General features: G+C 64.8%; 13 protein-coding genes. 6 read left to right on the top strand and 7 right to left on the bottom strand.

Going from position 1 to position 16554, the window contains the following annotated elements; all coding sequences use genetic code 11:
* Positions 1 to 65: 65 nt before the first annotated feature.
* The gene (locus FJ414_RS15805; RefSeq protein WP_140645300.1) at positions 66 to 893 is read right to left on the bottom strand and encodes a tetratricopeptide repeat protein; all 828 of its coding nucleotides are present in this window, start codon (positions 891 to 893) and stop codon (positions 66 to 68) included.
* Positions 894 to 1017: 124 nt separating this feature from the next.
* Here FJ414_RS15805 and FJ414_RS15800 point away from each other — a divergent pair, with 124 nt between their 5' ends.
* The 5 genes from FJ414_RS15800 to pdeM all read left to right on the top strand — a co-directional run bounded on the left by FJ414_RS15800 (position 1018) and on the right by pdeM (position 7283).
* Positions 1018 to 2382, top strand: coding sequence for a leucyl aminopeptidase family protein (locus tag FJ414_RS15800; protein ID WP_140645299.1), 1365 nt, complete (start codon positions 1018 to 1020; stop codon positions 2380 to 2382).
* Positions 2383 to 2506: 124 nt separating this feature from the next.
* Positions 2507 to 2857, top strand: a complete 351-nt coding sequence (locus FJ414_RS15795) for a MarR family winged helix-turn-helix transcriptional regulator (RefSeq protein ID WP_140645298.1) — start codon at positions 2507 to 2509, stop codon at positions 2855 to 2857.
* Positions 2858 to 2934: 77 nt separating this feature from the next.
* Complete coding sequence (locus tag FJ414_RS15790; protein WP_140645297.1) at positions 2935 to 3795, top strand: NlpC/P60 family protein; 861 nt, start codon at positions 2935 to 2937, stop codon at positions 3793 to 3795.
* Positions 3796 to 4016: 221 nt separating this feature from the next.
* Positions 4017 to 6548, top strand: a complete 2532-nt coding sequence (locus tag FJ414_RS15785) for a ligase-associated DNA damage response DEXH box helicase (RefSeq protein WP_140645296.1) — start codon at positions 4017 to 4019, stop codon at positions 6546 to 6548.
* 18 nt (positions 6549 to 6566) lie between these two features.
* On the top strand, positions 6567 to 7283 hold the full coding sequence (gene pdeM / locus FJ414_RS15780) for a ligase-associated DNA damage response endonuclease PdeM (RefSeq protein WP_140645295.1): 717 nt from the start codon (positions 6567 to 6569) through the stop codon (positions 7281 to 7283).
* 3 nt (positions 7284 to 7286) lie between these two features.
* Here pdeM and FJ414_RS15775 read toward each other — a convergent pair whose 3' ends face one another.
* The 3 genes from FJ414_RS15775 to FJ414_RS15765 are packed head-to-tail and all read right to left on the bottom strand — an operon-like array spanning position 7287 to position 11889.
* Positions 7287 to 8225 (bottom strand): DmsC/YnfH family molybdoenzyme membrane anchor subunit, encoded by a 939-nt coding sequence (locus FJ414_RS15775; RefSeq protein ID WP_140645294.1) that lies wholly within the window; start codon positions 8223 to 8225, stop codon positions 7287 to 7289.
* A gap of 2 nt (positions 8226 to 8227) precedes the next feature.
* Positions 8228 to 8962, bottom strand: coding sequence for a 4Fe-4S dicluster domain-containing protein (locus FJ414_RS15770; protein ID WP_140645293.1), 735 nt, complete (start codon positions 8960 to 8962; stop codon positions 8228 to 8230).
* Positions 8959 to 11889 (bottom strand): molybdopterin oxidoreductase family protein, encoded by a 2931-nt coding sequence (locus FJ414_RS15765; protein ID WP_140645292.1) that lies wholly within the window; start codon positions 11887 to 11889, stop codon positions 8959 to 8961. The genes FJ414_RS15770 and FJ414_RS15765 overlap by 4 nt, the downstream gene beginning before the upstream one ends.
* Positions 11890 to 12168: 279 nt before the next feature.
* Between FJ414_RS15765 and FJ414_RS15760 the strand changes: the two genes are divergently transcribed.
* Complete coding sequence (locus FJ414_RS15760) at positions 12169 to 13056, top strand: LysR substrate-binding domain-containing protein (protein ID WP_140645291.1); 888 nt, start codon at positions 12169 to 12171, stop codon at positions 13054 to 13056.
* A gap of 287 nt (positions 13057 to 13343) precedes the next feature.
* On the opposite strand, the gene FJ414_RS15755 is transcribed toward FJ414_RS15760, so the two are convergent.
* From FJ414_RS15755 to FJ414_RS15745, 3 genes are all read right to left on the bottom strand, one after another.
* Positions 13344 to 14600, bottom strand: a complete 1257-nt coding sequence (locus FJ414_RS15755; protein WP_140645290.1) for an Hsp70 family protein — start codon at positions 14598 to 14600, stop codon at positions 13344 to 13346.
* A 200-nt stretch (positions 14601 to 14800) separates the two neighbouring features.
* Positions 14801 to 15592 carry a TIGR02186 family protein gene (locus FJ414_RS15750; RefSeq protein ID WP_140645289.1) on the bottom strand — a complete coding sequence of 264 codons (792 nt, stop codon included), beginning with the start codon at positions 15590 to 15592 and terminating at the stop codon, positions 14801 to 14803.
* On the bottom strand, positions 15592 to 16515 hold the full coding sequence (locus FJ414_RS15745) for a sulfite exporter TauE/SafE family protein (protein WP_027169296.1): 924 nt from the start codon (positions 16513 to 16515) through the stop codon (positions 15592 to 15594). The genes FJ414_RS15750 and FJ414_RS15745 overlap by 1 nt, the downstream gene beginning before the upstream one ends.
* Positions 16516 to 16554: the final 39 nt, after the last annotated feature.

The following is a 16554-nucleotide window of genomic DNA, read 5'->3' as shown; positions in this document are numbered from 1 at the left end:
GAAGCCGCGCGGACCCCCGCGCGGCTTTTTTCATTGTCGAAGCGGTCGGCGCTTGGCAGCGTCCGTCAGTTCGTGGCGACTTTCGCCTTGTCCTTGTCCTGATCCTTCAGCTGGCTCCAGGCATTCTGCTGGGCGAGCATCTGGCGCAGATAGGCGACGTTGGCCTGCGCCTGTTCGGGCGACAGTTCCTGCGAGGCGATCTTCTCGGCCTCGTCGAAGCGGCCCTGCAGCCCGACGACCAGCGCGAGGTTCTGCCGCACCCTGCTGTCGGCGCCGGGCTGCTGCGCGGCCGAGCGCATATAGGTTTCCGCCGTGCGCAGGTCGCCTTCGAGCACATAGGACATGCCGAGATTGGACAGCACCGAGGGCTCGTTCGGCTTCAGTTCCAGCGCCTTGCGATAGTCCTGCCGCGCTTCGTCCTTCTGTCCCATCTGGTCGAGAATGGCGGCTTCCGCCGAGACCAGCTTCCAGTCCGGATATTCGGGCGTCTGCGCGCGCCGCACGGCATCGAGGGCCGGCTCGAACTGGCCGTTGGCGGCAAGCGCCTTGCCATAGGCCGCAAGCACTTCGCGATCCTTGGGATAGGCGATCGCCAGCTTGCGCATCACCGCCAGCGACTGGTCGGCGTCGCCGTCCATCTGCAGCGCCGCCGCGAAGTTCATCGCGATGCGCTTGTCGTTCGGACTGCGGGCGTAGGATTGGCCGAGCCTGGACGTGGCGGTACGCAATTCGCTGGACGACATCGTTTCCAGCGGCCTGCTGTCGGAGCGGGAGATGGAACCCGTGGTGAACTTGCCGGTGCTGCCGCAACCGGCCACGCTGGCCGCAAGCGCCGCCATGAAAGCCGTGGTGATCAGACGCTTGGCTGTAAGGTTCAACGCTTTGGTAGGCATCGGCGCCCGGTCTCCATTCCTGTGCGGCCATTGGCTGGCCGTCTTCCCTCCCGCAGAAATATTCTGTTAACCCTAACGGACCGTTAAGAAGCGCCGACTCAGCAGTTCGGCTGGAGGTCATTGGATGCCTGTCGAACTCGTCGAGCAGAAGCCGCAAGCCGCCTTGCCTGTCTATCTGGTGGCAAAGGACGCCCTTGAAGCCTCGGCGTTGCCGCTGCCCGCTATCGCCTGGGCGAGGGCCAACGGTTTTTCCGGCGAGGCAGGGCGCACGCTGGCCCTGCCGGGCGAGGGCGGCGGCCTTGCCGGGGCGCTGTTTGGTATCGGCGACGGCGACGGCGCCCTTGCTCTCGGCGCGCTCGCAAGGGCACTGCCGGAAGGCGACTGGCATTTCGCGTCGGGCCCGGCGCAGCCCGAACTCGCGGCGCTCGCGCTTGTCCTGGGCGGCTATGTCTTTACACGTTACGGCAAGAAGCCCGGCAAGGCTCTGCGCTTTGCGCTTCCCGACGGCGTCGACGCCGCGCATGTCCGCCGCGTCGCCGACAGCGTGTTCCTGGCGCGCGACCTCGTCAACACGCCGACCAGCGACCTCGGTCCGGTCGAGCTGGAAGAAGCCGCCCGAAAGCTGGCGGCCGCCCATAGCGCCGATATCGCCGTGATCCATGGCGACGATCTCCTGGCGCGGAACTTCCCGATGATCCACGCCGTGGGCCGGGCCTCGACCGGCGCGCCGCGGCTGATCGACATGAGTTGGGGGCCGGGCGACGCGCCGAAGGTGACGCTGGTCGGCAAGGGCGTCTGCTTCGATACCGGCGGCCTCGACATCAAGCCGTCGTCGGGCATGCTTCTGATGAAGAAGGACATGGGCGGCGCCGCCAACGTGCTGGGCCTCGCCTCCATGATCATGGCGGCGAAACTCAATGTTCGGCTGCGCGTGCTGATCCCCGCCGTCGAGAATTCGATCGCCGGCAATGCCTTCCGGCCCGGCGACGTGTTGCGCAGCCGCAAGGGCATCACGGTCGAGATCGGCAACACGGACGCCGAAGGCAGGCTGATCCTGGCCGACGCGCTGGCGCTGGCCGATGAGGAACAGCCCGCTTTGCTGATCGACATGGCGACGCTGACCGGTGCCGCCCGCGTCGCGCTGGGGCCCGATTTGCCGCCTTTCTACACCGCTGACGAGACGCTTGCCGCCGATCTGGCCCAGGCATCGATCGCGGTCGAGGATCCGCTCTGGCGCATGCCTTTGTGGCGCCCCTACGATGCGAAGCTTTCCTCGAGGATCGCCGACATCAACAATGTGACGACGGACGGCTTTGCCGGATCGATCACCGCGGCCCTTTTCCTCAAGCGCTTCGTCGAGAAGACCCACAGCTGGGCGCATTTCGACATCTTCGCCTGGAACCCGGCCGACCGCCCCTACGGCCTGACCGGCGGCGAGGCGCAAGGCATTCGCGCACTGGAGCGCGTCATCGCCAATCGCTTTGGCTAGACCATGATCCCGAACCGGAGGTCAGCGCAGCAAAAAGTGGGACCGGTTTTCGGATAAGATCATGGTCAAACAAACAAATCGTCACTGAAACGGAACCGAAACAATTTGCCGGCATGCTTGGGCGATGTCGATCTCGATGCGCCCGAGCCAGGCCTTGCGACTGTGGCAGCAGGTGATGCTGGTCCAGGTGCGCGACGGCGTGCCGGATCTCACCATGCGCCAGACGGCGATCCTGTTCACCATCTACCTCGATCCGCCGCCCCATACGGTGCGCGGGCTGGCCGCCAAGCTCAACGTCACCAAGCCGGTCATCACCCGCGCGCTGGATACGATGGGAGCGCTGAAGCTGGTCTCGCGCCATCGCGATGAGCTCGACAAGCGCAACGTGCTGATCCGGCGCACGGTGGAAGGCGCGCTCTTTGTCGAGCGCTTCGGCGATGGTATCGTCGCCCGCGCGCATGAATTGCCCATCTAGAGCATGATCCCGAAAAGTGGGAACCGGTTTTCGGATAAGATCATGCTCTAACAAAGAATTTGACTGGATTTATCGATTTGACCGCCAGGGATGCCCGCCTTCATGCTTTCCGCTCCGACCTTGCCGATGCGAGGCTGAAGGGCGAGGTCGCCGCCGACCGCTTCGTCACCGGCCGCCCGGCGCGGGTTACGGTGTCGGTCGCCGATCTGCGCAAGGCGCCGCGCCCGGATGCGGGCGTGAACACCCAGGCGCTGTTCGGCGACGACGTGCTGGTGTTCGAGGATGCCGAAGGCTGGGCTTGGGTGCAGGCCGAACGCGACGGCTATGTCGGCTATGTGGCCGATAATCTCATTGGCGCGCGCGACCATGCGCCGACCCACATCGTCTGCGTGCCGCGCACCTTCCTCTATCCGGGACCGGACCTGCGCTTTCCGACAAGCGGGCAGCTGTCGATGGGCTCGACCGTGGCCGTGACTGGTTCGGCCGAAACGCGCGGCACGCATTATGCGTTGCTGCCCTCCGGCCAGGCGATCATCGCCGGCCATCTGCGGCTGATCGCCGAGCGGGCCGAGGACTACGTCACCGTCGCAGAAACCTTCCTGGGGACCCCCTATCTCTGGGGTGGCGTCTCCGGCTTCGGCATCGACTGTTCCGGGCTTGTGCAGTTGGCAATGCGCATGGCCGGCAGGCAAGTGCTGCGCGACTCCGACATGCAGGCGGCATCGGTCGGCACGCCGTTCGAGCCGGGTCCGGACTTTGCCGGACTTCAACGCGGCGACCTCGTCTTCTGGAAAGGCCACGTCGCGATCATGACCGACGCTCGCGACATGATCCACGCTAATGGCCACACCATGCTGGTCTCGCGCGAGGGGCTGAAAGAGGCGGTCGATCGCATCGGCTATCTCTATGGCGGCCCGACGGGGTTTCGCAGGCCCTGATCTTTCCTTCCCCGGTTCACGGGGAGAAGGTGCCCGAAGCGCGGATGAGGGGCAGCGCGAACCTGCGATTGCTCGCGCTGACCAAGCCAACCTCTGAACATTGGCGCACAGCCCCTCACCTGCCTGCCGGCATCCTCTCCCCGTAACGGGGCGAGGAAAACTGATCCCCTTTTGTTCCGATTTTCCTTGGCGATTGCGCGCCGCCGCGCTACCTCTTGCGCGTGACCGAGCAGCCGCGCCTTGCCGAGCAGAATGCCGCTGTCCTGCTGCCTGAGCCATTCGTCAGATGGTTCGGCGAAAAGGGCTGGTCGCCGCGCGTCCATCAGCTCGAGTTGCTGGCGAAGGCTCAAAGCGGCCAATCGGTGCTGCTGATCGCACCGACCGGCGCCGGCAAGACATTGGCCGGCTTCCTGCCGTCGCTGACCGAGCTCGCCAACCGTCCCAAGCGAAAACCAGGCCAGGCGCATCGCGGCATCCACACGCTCTACATCTCGCCGCTCAAGGCTTTGGCCATCGACATCGAGCGCAATCTCGGCAAGCCGGTCGCGGAGATCGGACTGCCCGTCACCATCGAAACGCGCACCGGCGACACGCCTTCGCACAAGCGCCAGCGGCAAAAGCTTGTACCGCCCGACATCCTGCTCACCACGCCCGAGCAACTCGCGCTGCTGATCGCCTCGAACGACGCCAGGCGCTTCTTCGAGGATTTGCGCTATGTCGTGCTCGATGAACTGCATTCGTTGGTCACCTCCAAGCGCGGCCATCTGCTGGCACTTGGCCTGGCGCGGTTGCGCGCCTTTGTGCCCGGGTTGCAAACCATAGGCCTGTCAGCCACCGTGGCCGAGCCGGACGAATTGCGGCGTTGGCTGGTCAGTCAGGCTTCTCCCGGCGCCATGTCCGAGCTCATCGTCGTCACGGGCGGTGCCAAGCCCGAGATATCAATCCTCGATTCAGAAGAACGGGTGCCTTGGGCCGGGCACTCGGCCCGCTACGCCACTCCCGAGATCTATCGCGAGATCAAGCGGCACAAGACCACGCTGCTGTTCGTCAATACGCGCAGCCAGGCCGAGCTTTTGTTCCAGGAGCTATGGCGCGTCAATGAAGACACGCTGCCGATCGCGCTTCATCACGGATCGCTTGATGTCGCCCAGCGCCGCCGCGTCGAGAAGGCCATGGGCGAAAACGCTTTGCGCGCCATCGTCGCTACCTCGACGCTGGATCTCGGCATCGACTGGGGCGATGTGGATCTGGTCGTGCATGTCGGTGCGCCGAAAGGCGCCAGCCGACTCGCGCAGCGCATCGGCCGTGCCAACCATCGTATGGACGAGCCCTCAAAGGCGATTCTCATCCCGGCCAACCGCTTCGAAGTGCTGGAATGCCGGGCGGCGCTCGATGCCAATTATCTCGGCGCGCAGGACACGCCGCCGCTTGTCAATGGCGGGCTGGACGTCTTGGCTCAACACGTGCTGGGCTGCGCCTGCGGGGCGCCGTTTCATGCCGATATGCTCTTTGAGGAGATACGGACGGCTGCGCCTTACGCCAGCCTGGACAGGCCGACATTCGACCGGGTTATCGACTTCGTCGCCACCGGCGGCTACGCGCTGAGAAATTACGAGCGCTATGCCCGCATCCGTCAGACCAAGGAAGGCTTATGGCGGGTTTCAAATCCGGCCGTCGCCCAGCAATACAGGCTGAATGTCGGCACCATCATCGAAGTGCCGGCGCTCAATGTGCGTTACGTCCAGGCCGGCAGCAGAGGGGCGGCCTCGCGCGGCGGCAGGGTGCTGGGAAAGATCGAGGAAGCGTTTCTGGAGACTTTGACGCATGGCGACACCTTCATGTTCGCCGGCAAGATCCTGCGTTTCGAAGGCATTCGCGAGAACGAGTGCTTCGTCTCGAACGCACCCGGCAGCGACGCGAAGGTGCCCTATTATGGCGGCGGCAAATTCCCGCTTTCGACCTATCTCGCCGAGCAGGTGCGGGCCATGCTCGATGACCCGCAACGTTGGAAGAAACTGCCCGAACAGGTGGCGGATTGGTTGCGGTTCCAGGCGGACAAGTCCGTGCTGCCGAAACGCGACGACCTGTTGATCGAGACTTTCCCACGCGGCAACCGGTATTACCTCGTTGCCTATCCATTCGAAGGCAGGCTTGCGCATCAGACGCTCGGCATGCTGCTCACGCGACGGCTGGATCGGGCGGGCGCCAAGCCGGTCGGTTTCGTGGCCACCGATTACGCGCTGGCCATCTGGTCGCTGGCCGACATGGGCTGGATGTTCAAGAACAGAAAACCGTCGCTGGCCACGCTGTTCGATCAAGACATGCTGGGCGATGATCTCGAAGCCTGGTTCGCCGACAGCTGGCTGCTGAAGCGCACCTTCCGCAACTGCGCGCTGATTTCCGGACTGATCGAAAAGCGCCACCCCGGCAAGGAAAAAAGCGGCCGCCAGGTGACCGTTTCGACCGACCTCATCTATGACGTGTTGCGCAGCCATGAACCCGACCATATTCTGCTGCACGCCACCCGTACGGATGCCGCGACCGGGTTGCTCGATGTCAGCAGACTTGCCGAGATGCTCTCGCGCATCCGCGGTCGAATCATGCATAAGAACCTTGAGCAGATATCGCCGCTTGCCGTGCCGATCATGCTTGAAATCGGCAAGATGCCGGTGAATGGCGAGGCGGACGAAACGCTGCTGATGGATGCCGCCACCCTCGTCGAAGAGGCCATGGGGCCGGAGATGGCGGACTGAAAGAAGGCCTAGGAGGGGATGAATTTTTCTTTGTCGCGCGCAACGCTGATCGCCGAGGCCGATCTCGTCGGCATCGCCGGCGAGCGTGCGGTCTGCGACCGGCGCGGCGTTCTCTATTTCCCCGACCTGCGATTGCTTGCCGTCTCCGACCTGCATCTCGAAAAGGGCTCGTCCTTCGCCCGGCGCGGCGCGCTGATCCCACCTTACGACACCGGCGCCACCTTGCTGCGGCTTCAGGCGGTCATCGCCGACTACCAGCCGCGGATCGTCGTCAGCCTGGGCGACTCCTTCCACGACGGCGGCGGCGCCGAGCGCATGCATCTGAGTTTTCGCGAAAGGCTGGAAGCGATGATGGCAGGCCGCGACTGGTTCTGGGTCGCCGGTAACCATGATCCCGATGCGCCCGCGGACCTGCCCGGCGAGACGGTCAAGGAACTTGCCATCGGTTCGCTGCTCTTCCGTCATGAGCCGTCGAAGGTGCGCGTCGAAGGCGAGATCGCAGGCCATCTCCATCCCTGCGCGCGCATCGTCCAGCGCGGGCGCTCGGTCCGGCGGCGCTGTTTCGTCGGCGACGGCGGCCGCATGATCATGCCGGCCTTCGGCGCCTATACCGGCTCCCTCAACGTGCTCGACCGCGCCTATGCCGGCCTGTTCCGGCTGGAGACGCTGATGGCCTATATGCTGGGCGCCGAACGCATTTTTGCTATCTCCGGCTCGATGCTCAGGCCGGGCTGAAGCTTACTCCCTGCCATAATAGAGGGTGACCGTATGCTTCGCCTCGGCGAAGAACAGCCAGCGCTCGACCAGCATGCCGGCGAGTTGCGCGACGGCTGCAAGCATGGATGCAATTGCGCTTAAGGGCCTTGGCAGGAAGTACGCGATCGCCAGCAGAATGGCTGGCACTGCGAATGCCAGCACCTGCGTGATCAGCCGCAGCTTGGCGCTATGCTTGCGCGCGATGCGAAAGCCCATTTCTTTCAGCAGATAGTTTTCTTCCGTATGCGGCCATTCGATCGACCGCACCGTGCCGCCCGCCAAGCCTGTCGCTGTGTTGGCGGTGGTCGGGATTTCCAGCCGGTCATTGTAGCGCCAGGTCGCAAGCTTCCAGCCCCAGCCGGCGAGCGTGGCAAGCAGAGTCCAAGCCAGCATCGCCGTTGAACCCAGCTTGAACCCCTGGAGCAAGGCGTTGGCGAGAACGCTTCCGGTCATCACCGCGAAAATGAGATAGGCCGGCAAAGTATAGCGACTGTGCCACTGCGCGATCGGCTTCAACGAAGCATAGATCATGCCTGTCGTGCAGATTGTCATGACCGCACCTGCCGCCGCCAGCAGTCCGGCGACCGCCACCCAGCCGCCGCTCTGCCCGAGAAGCACCCAGCCTATGCCGAACAGCGCGGCCGGAATGAAGGTTGCGACCGACGCCACGCCTTCGCGCGACAGCCACGAGCTGCGCCATTGCGAGAAAGCGCGCCAGGCTCGCTCAGGGCGGCCGAGATGGCCGGTCGAGGAGAGCAGGCCTGCAACAACAAGACCGAGCGCCAGCCCCATCCCGACAAGGCCAAACCAGAAATCGGCCGGGATCACGCCAGATCCGCCAAGCAGGCCGAGCAGTGCCAGCAGGCCGTAGCCGGCGCCGGTGGCAGTGGTGAAGAAGACGACCGAGAAGGCGGGATGCATGATCAGTTCGAAAGCATGCGGTCGATCCAGCCGAGGAAACCGCCCTCGGCCCGGATCGGCTCCAGCGCCGGCGCGTCCACCTTCGCCGCGCGTTGGCTGCGGGCGCGCGGCGGCAGATACCGGTTGGTCGGCTGGTAGCCGAGCTCCGGCATCAGCGCGACGCCGCCACGCTCCTCGACAAGCTGCGAAATCGCCGAGGCCGGATCGCCGAGATCGCCGAAATGCCGGGCGCTGGTCGGGCAGGCGGCGACGCAGGCGGGCACCCGGTCCTCCTCAGCCAGATTGTCGTTGTAGATCCGATCGACGCAGAGCGTGCATTTCTTCATCACGCCGACATCGGTGTCGAATTCACGCGCGCCGTAAGGACAGGCCCAACTGCACAATTTGCAGCCGATGCACTTGTCCTCATCGACCAGCACGATGCCGTCCGAGGCGCGCTTGTAGGAGGCGCCGGTCGGGCAGACGGTGACGCAGGCCGGCTGCTCGCAATGCAGGCAGGAACGCGGGAAGTTCACCGTGCGGCCGCCCATTTCGGTCGTGTGCTCGTAAGCGTGCACGCGGTTGAACCAGACCCCGTCGACATGTCCGCCATAGGGATCGATGTCGGTCAGCGGCGCCATGTGGCCGCCGGTGTTCCACTCCTTGCAGGCGGTGACGCAGGCCTGGCAGCCCACGCAGGTGTCGAGGTCGATGACGAGGCCGAGTTTCTTGTCGGTCCGGGCGGGAAGGCAGGTCATTCGGCGGCTTCCCTGTTCATGCGAAACGCGGCGCCGAAGCGAAGCACTTCGGGCGAAGGTTCGAAATGCGGCGGCTGGGCGAAACACTCGAATTGCGGCTCGGTGAAGCCGGCTTCCTGCGGCGCGCATTTGACGATCCGCACGCGCACGTCGAACCATGCCGCCTGTCCGGTGACCGGGTCTGAATTGGAGTAACGCTTGCCGTTGGCGTCGGCCGATGTCTGGTCGCCGATAATGTGGTTGAGCAGGAAGCCGCGATTGCTTTCCGCCGCATCGTCCTTCAGGCCCCATGTGCCGCGCCGCTTGCCAATGGCGTTCCAGGTCCACACCGTATCCGGGTTCACGCCGTCGACCAGTTTGATCTGGCCCTTCACCCGGCCGTTGATGCTCTCGATCCATACCCAGTCATCGTCGGCAAGGCCGAGACCGGCGGCCGTCTGGTGATGGACGAACAGCCGGTTCTGGCTGGTGATCTGCCGCAGCCACGCATTCTGCGAGCCCCAGGAATGGTACATATGCATCGGCCGCTGCGTCAGCGCATGCAGCGGATATTTTTCGAGGTCGACGGCGTCGTCCTCGAAGGGCGCGTACCAGAATGGCAGCGGGTCCATATAGGCTTCGATGCGGCCGCGCTCGGCGTCCGGCGGCTGCACTTTTCCATGACCGCGCGCGGCAAGCCTGAACCGCTGCATCGGCTCCGAGTAGAGCTGGAAGACAATAGGCTCGGCCTTGGGGATGAACCCCATCTCGACGGCGAAGTCGAGATAGGCGCGGTTGCCCATTTTGTAATAGCGCTGGTCGTCGGAGAAATCGTAATGCCAGAAGCCGCCATTGTCGATGTAGCGCTGCAGCTGGTCGGGGTTGACGTCGCCCCTGCCGATCGAGCCGCCATTCTTGCCGCGCCAGCCGGCTAAAGGGCCGATGCCGGGCGTGCGCTGATGGTTGACGATGTAGTCGGCATAACAGCTGTATTTGGCCGAACCGTGCTCGTCGACGAAGCCTGGCAAGCCAAGCCGCGCGCCGAGCTCGATCAGCACCGACTGGAACGGCCGCACGTCGCGGTCCGGCTGCACCACTGGATGGCGGATGGCGTCGGCGGCCCCGTCGGCATGGCTGATCGGCCGGTCGAGCAGGCTGATGCAGTCGTGCCGCTCGAGATAGGTGGTGTCGGGCAGCACCAGGTCGGCGAAGGGCACGGTCTCGGAATAATAGGCGTCGGAATAGATGATGAAGGGGATCTTGTAGGCGCCGGCCTCGTCCTTGTCGGTCAGCATGGCAATCGTCTCGACCGTGTTCATCGACGAGTTCCACGCCATGTTCGACATATACATCAACAGCGTGTCGATCGGATAAGGGTCGCCGGCCCAGGCGTTGCGGATGACCGAGTGCATCAGCCCATGCGCGGCCAGGGGAGCTTCCCAGGAATAGGCCTTGTCGATGCGGGTGGGCTGGCCGGCGTCGTCGACGAGAAGATCGTCCGGTCCGCAGACGAAGCCGAGCGGCATGCCGTCGAGCGGCGTCATCGGCCGAACGTTTTTTCCGCATGGCTTAGGCCCCGGCGGCGCCGGGCGCGGATAAGGCGGCTTGAAGCGGAAGCCGCCGGGGACATCGACGGTGCCGAGCAGCACCTGCAGCAGATGGATGGCGCGGCAGGTGTGAAAACCGTTGGAATGGGCCGAGATGCCGCGCATGGCATGCATCGAGACAGGCCGTCCCTTGATCGTCTCGTGCCGCCGGCCCGCCCAGTCGGTCCAGGCTATCGGCAGTTCGATCGTCTGCTCGAAGGCGACATGCGCCAGCTCCGCCGCGATGCGCCGGATCGTTTCCGCGCTGACGCCGCAGCGCTCCGCCACGGCGTCCGGCGAATACGTCTCGTCGAGATAGCGTTCGGCGATGAGCTGGAAGACAGGCACGCAGCGCTGTCCGCCGACCTCATGGCAGCCGGTCAGCGCTGGCTTTGCTTCGGGGTCGGCCGCATTGACCGGTTGCTTGGCCGCCCTGTCCCAGGCAAGCGGGTTGCCGTCCACGTCGCGAACGAACAGCCCGTCATCGGCGGCCCCCGGCTCCTGCACGACCAGCACAGACGCGTTGGTGTAGCGCAGCAGATAGTCGAGATCGACGCGGCCGGCCTTGAGCAGCTCGTGGACAAGGGCAAGCACGAACAGCCCGTCCGTCCCCGGCCTTATCCCGACCCAGTCGTCGGCGATGGCATTGTAGCCGGTGCGGCAGGGATTGATCGAAACCACCTTGGCGCCGCGCGCCTTGAGCTTGCCGAGGCCGATCTTGATCGGGTTGGAATCATGGTCCTCGGCGACGCCGAACAGCATGAAATATCTGGTGTTGTCCCAGTCGGGCTCGCCGAATTCCCAGAACGAGCCGCCGATCGTGTAGAGCCCGCCGGCCGCCATGTTGACGGAGCAGAAGCCGCCATGCGCGGCGAAATTGGGCGTGCCGAATTTCGACGCCCACCAGCCGGTCAGCGATTGCGACTGGTCGCGTCCAGTGAAGAAGGCGAGTTTTTTCGGGTCGGTGCGCCGGATCGACGACAGCCTTTCGGTGGCGATGGTCAGCGCTTCGTCCCACTCGATCTCGCGGAACTCGCCCGAGCCGCGCGGCCCGTTCCTCAGCAGCGGTTTCTTCAGCCGCGCCGGGCTGTAGTGCTGCATGATGCCGGCGCTGCCCTTGCCGCAGATCACGCCCCGGTTCACCGGATGGTCCTTGTTGCCGTTGATGTAGCGGACTTTGCCGTCCTTGATGTGGACGTCGATGCCGCAGCGGCAGGCGCACATGTAGCAGGTGGTCTTGGCGGTGCGGTCGGAGACGCTTGGCGAGGTCTCGACGCCGTCGCCCTCGTCCGGCGCTCGGCTGTCGGCCAGCGGCCGCTGCGAGGGGGCGGAATTGGCGCCGCGCGGCGCGGCTTTGCTCATGATCCGCGAACGCTCTTGCCGTTCGCCATCTTGGCCTTCGTCTTGGGTCCCGGACCGCGCATGTAGTGGAGTTCGGGATGATAACGCTCGCCGGCTAACTGCCGCTTCAGACGGCGGTTCCAATGCGCGAACAGGGATTTGAAGCGCCCTATCATTTCTCACTCTTGGTCTCTGGCGACCAATTTTTTCCAACTTCAGGCAAAAACTTAGAACAAAGCCATTGATGCGTCTAACAAGCGGCTCTTGTAATTCCGATCGATTTTGCTTCTTAGTTGCGCCATGACTCTCGACCAGTTGCGCATCTTCGTCGCCGTCGCCGAGCACGGCCATATGACCAAGGCCGCCGAGCGGCTCGGCATCTCGCAGTCGGCGGCCTCGGCCGCCATCCGCGCGCTCGAAAGCCAGCATGGCGTGCGCCTGTTCAATCGGGTCGGTCGCAACATCGAACTGGCGCAGACCGGCCATCGCTTCCTGCCGGAGGCCAAGGCCGTCCTGGATCGCGCCGCTGCTGCCTGCGGCGTTCTGGAGGATGTCTCGCAGACCGTCGCCGGCAGCCTGTCGATCGCGGCGAGCCAGACCATCGCGAGCTACTGGCTGCCGCGTCGCCTGGCTGCCTTCCACGAAGCCTATCCGGCCGTGAAGCTGAGCGTGACGATCGGCAACACCAGGCAGGTCGAGACCAATGTGCTGGACGGCCGCGCCGATTTCGGCCTGGTCGAGGGCCGCACCGAGTCCGACATCCTGCGCCGCGCCACGGTCGATGAGGATCGCCCGATGCTGGTTGTGGCGCGCTCGCATCCCGAGATTCCGATGACCCGGGCGGGAAACCTCGACATCAGGGCGTTGCGCTGGATCATCCGGGAAGGCGGGTCGGGCACGCGCGAGGCGCTGGAGGATTTCGCGCTCAGTCAGGAGGTTCCGCCGGCGGAATTGCAGATTTTCCTCGTCCTGCCCAGCAACGAGGCCGTGCGTCAGGCCGTCGAGGCCGGCGCGGGGGCGACGATCATCTCGGAACTCGTCGTCGCGCGCTCCCTGGCGGAGGGCAGCCTCAGGGCCGTGCCGGTCGAATTGCCGAAGCGCGACTTCGCCATGATCACGCATCGCGACCGCCAGGCGAGCCTCGCCCAGATGGCGCTGAAGGCGCATCTGGGCAGAAGGGTCAGCTGAGCCCAGGCGGCACCCGGACTATGTTCTTGGGATGCTGATCATCGCGAACGTTCGCGATTGTCCGAAGCCTCCGAACGTCGTCATCCACGGGCGGAGCGACGCGAAGCGGAGCGTAGACCCGAGGATCCATTCCGTGACCTTCGACGTGGAGTGCACCGGAGCAGAATTCTGCATCGCAGCGGCGCTTATACGTCACGGAATGGATCCTCGGGTCTGCGCGCGTCGCTTCGCTCCTTGCTCCGCCCGTGGATGACGAAGCGACCGGCATCTTAGTCAACCTCCAGCCCTCACGCGTATTTGCGCTGCGCATCCAGCGCGAGGCCGAGGCCGACCGAGCCGAACATGTCGCCCTCGATGACGGAGGCCTGCGGCACCAGCGACAGGATTTGCCGCTTCGCCAGCGGGATGGCGGTCGAACCGCCGGTGAGGAACACGGCGGTGATGGCCGAGGCGGCGACGCCGGCGTCGGCGATCGTCTGTTGGACCGTCGCGGCCACGCGTTCGATGTCGCCGGCAATGGTCTTCTCGAGACCGGCGCGCGTGATCTCGGCCGCGAAACGCGCGCCGGGCAGCGACACCTTCACCTCGGCCGAAGACTGGTCGGTCAGCGCGATCTTCGCCCTTTCGACAAGGCCCGCCATCGCATGGCCGTAGCGGTGCTCCACGACATGGATGAAGCGGTCGACGAGGTCGGCCCGCTCGGCCTCGTAACGGATCTGCCGCAGGTCGTTCATCGCCCTGGTTGTGTAGACGAGGTTGATGCGCTGCCAAGTCGCCAGGTCGATGAAATAGGCAGCGGGCAGGTTGCGCTTGTGGTCCTTGGTCCGTGTCAGATAGCCGAGCTCGGGCATGACATGGGCGATGCTGAGCAGCCGGTCGAAATCGGTGCCGCCGATATGGACGCCGCGATTGGCCAGGATGTCCGCCTTGCGGTCGGTCGAGCGGGCGCGCTCCGGCGAGACCCGCACGATCGAAAAGTCGGATGTGCCGCCGCCCATGTCGACGATCAACGCCAGCTCCTCGCGGGCGACCTTCTGCTCGTAATCGAGCGCCGCCGCGATCGGCTCGAACTGGAAAGCGATGTGCTTGAAGCCCTGCGCGCGCGCCGCCTTTTCAAGCTCGCCTTGCGCCTTCGCATCGGCGGCCGTGTCGTCGTCGACGAACTGCACGGGCCTGCCAAGCACGACACTTTCGACCGGACCGCCTGCGTCCTCTTCCAGCCGCTTCTTGAGATGATCGATGAACAGCCCGATGATGTCGATGAAGCCGATCTGGCGCGCCTTGATGCGCGTCTTTTCGTTGGCGAGCGAACTGCCGAGCACGCTCTTCAGCGAGCGCATCAGACGCCCTTCGATGCTGTCGGTGTAGTCGCTGATCGCACGGCGGCCGAAATAGGTGTAGCCGTCCTCGAAGTTGAAGAACACGGCGCTTGGCAAGGTCGGTTGCTCGCCTTCCAGCGCCACCAGTCGCGCCCGGCCGTCGCGGATCACGCCCACGGTGGAATTGGACGTGCCGAAATCGATGCCGCCGAATGCCGATCGCATCGCAGCCTCCTGTCGTTGCCTGGGGCAGGGTTGCCGACGACGCGAAGCGCGCCGTCGTCCGGAAAGCCGGACCGCTCTGCCGAAAATCGAAATGTGTGTGCTTGTCCCTAGGGCTGGGAGGCGGCGATGTATCGCAAAACCGGGAAAAGGGAAACCCTCTTTTCACGGGAAAATGGGTCTTCCCATTTTTCCCGCGGGTATCAATCCTTGCGGAAGATGAGCCGGCCCAGCCAGCCGGTCAGCATGGCGAGCGATATGGCGAACACGCCATAGAGGAAGGAATAGTCGTGCGCGACGCGGAAGATCGATTGCTCGAAGCCGGACTTGCGGATTTCGAGCTGGGCCGAGCTTTCCTTGACGAACATGCCGCTCTTGAACAGGAACGCGCGGGCTTTATGGGTCCCGACCGGCACGTTGGGCGCGAGCCGCACCGTGGCGCGAAACAGGTTCTGCGACAGGAACTGCACGCCGCCGACATTTTCGCTGTAGAGGCCCGTCGCCGCCTTGCGGTCGCGTAGCGCGGCCGTGAATTCCTCGATGGTTGCCGGGCTGTCGGTCTCGTCGGCGGGCTTCATGTAGAGGTTCTGCGCGCCGAGCGAGAGCTGCTTGTATTTGGCAGGCTCGGCGATGTCCTGCAGCGGGCGCGTCGTCGCGACGGAATAGGAGACCGGCACGTTCTCGAACGTCTCCGAGTCCAGGTTGACCCAGACGCCGAGCACCCGGTCCTTGCGCCGGACGACAACAGGGCGTGGCGGGCCTTCGAGCACGACGATCACGTCATAGCGCCCCTGGCGCGCGACCAGCGGATCGGGATTTTCCAGCGATCCGAAGATGGTCAGGTCGGCGCCGGAGAAACCCGCCGTGATCGAAACGGCGTCGGTCGACAGGCCGATCTGGATGCTTTCGGCAAGCGGCGTTTGCGCGCTTGCCGGGGAAAGGGCAAAGAGCATCGACAACGAGGCGGCGGCTGCAAATGCTCGTCGTGCCGCCATCAGTTCAGGCCCGCGGCGGAAAGCGAATAAAGATTGGGCGGCGTCACGAAGAGATCGACGGCAAGGCGGATGGCGACGGCCAGCACCAGCATCGCCAGCAGCGCCCGCAACTGCTCGCCGCGCAGCCTCTGGCCAGCCTTGGCGCCATATTGCGCGCCGGCGACGCCGCCGGCCATCAGCAGGAAGGCCAGGATCACATCGACCGTCTGGTTGGTCGTGGCATGCACCAGCGTCGTATAGGCCGAGGTGAAAATGATCTGGAACAGCGAGGTGCCGATGACGACATTGGTCGGCACCTTGAGCAGGTAGATCAGCGCCGGCACCATGATGAAGCCGCCGCCGACGCCCATGATCGACGACAGGAAGCCGATCCCGGCGCCAAGCCCGAGCACCGGGATGACGCTGACGAAGAGCTTGGAAGCGCGGAAGCGCATCTTGAACGGCAGCCGGTGGATCCAGTTGTGCTGGCCGGATTTCTTGAGCACCGGCGCCGCGCCGCTGCGGCTGGCGCGCAGCGCGTTGACGCTCTCGACCAGCATCAGTCCACCGACGGTGCCGAGCAGGACGACGTAGAGCAGCGAGATGAACAGGTCCAACTGGCCAAGCCGGCGCAACAGCGCAAAGACGAAGATGCCGGCCGTCGAGCCGACGATGCCGCCGGCCAAAAGCACGCCGCCCAGCTTGAAATCGAGCGTGCCGCGCTTGAAATGCGACAGCGCGCCGGAGAAAGAGGAGGCGATGACCTGGTTGGCGCCGGTGGCGACGGCGATCGCCGGCGGGATGTTGTAGAAGATCAGGAGCGGGGTGATCAGGAAGCCGCCGCCGACCCCGAACATGCCCGACAGGAATCCCACCGCCGCGCCCATCGCCAGCAGCACGAAGACGTTGACGGAAATTTCCGCGATCGGGAGATAGATGCCCACCCGTCTGTCTCGATCAGTTTGTCTGTCGGCCCATAGTGC

Origin of the sequence: Mesorhizobium sp. B3-1-6, assembly GCF_006439555.1 — a bacterium.
Lineage (GTDB): Bacteria > Pseudomonadota > Alphaproteobacteria > Rhizobiales > Rhizobiaceae > Mesorhizobium.
The sequence above is the reverse complement of the archived record's forward strand: the minus strand, read 5'-3'. Positions and strand labels throughout refer to the sequence as shown.

Coding starts and splice junctions, on each gene's coding strand:
- FJ414_RS15750 (WP_140645289.1), bottom strand. CDS start 15,592: ATGGCGGCACGACGAGCATTTGCAGCCGCCGCCTCGTTGTCGATGCTC.
- FJ414_RS15795 (WP_140645298.1), top strand. CDS start 2,507: ATGTCGATCTCGATGCGCCCGAGCCAGGCCTTGCGACTGTGGCAGCAG.
- FJ414_RS15805 (WP_140645300.1), bottom strand. CDS start 893: ATGCCTACCAAAGCGTTGAACCTTACAGCCAAGCGTCTGATCACCACG.
- FJ414_RS15765 (WP_140645292.1), bottom strand. CDS start 11,889: ATGAGCAAAGCCGCGCCGCGCGGCGCCAATTCCGCCCCCTCGCAGCGG.
- FJ414_RS15755 (WP_140645290.1), bottom strand. CDS start 14,600: ATGCGATCGGCATTCGGCGGCATCGATTTCGGCACGTCCAATTCCACC.
- FJ414_RS15770 (WP_140645293.1), bottom strand. CDS start 8,962: ATGACCTGCCTTCCCGCCCGGACCGACAAGAAACTCGGCCTCGTCATC.
- FJ414_RS15760 (WP_140645291.1), top strand. CDS start 12,169: ATGACTCTCGACCAGTTGCGCATCTTCGTCGCCGTCGCCGAGCACGGC.
- FJ414_RS15800 (WP_140645299.1), top strand. CDS start 1,018: ATGCCTGTCGAACTCGTCGAGCAGAAGCCGCAAGCCGCCTTGCCTGTC.
- pdeM (WP_140645295.1), top strand. CDS start 6,567: ATGAATTTTTCTTTGTCGCGCGCAACGCTGATCGCCGAGGCCGATCTC.
- FJ414_RS15775 (WP_140645294.1), bottom strand. CDS start 8,225: ATGCATCCCGCCTTCTCGGTCGTCTTCTTCACCACTGCCACCGGCGCC.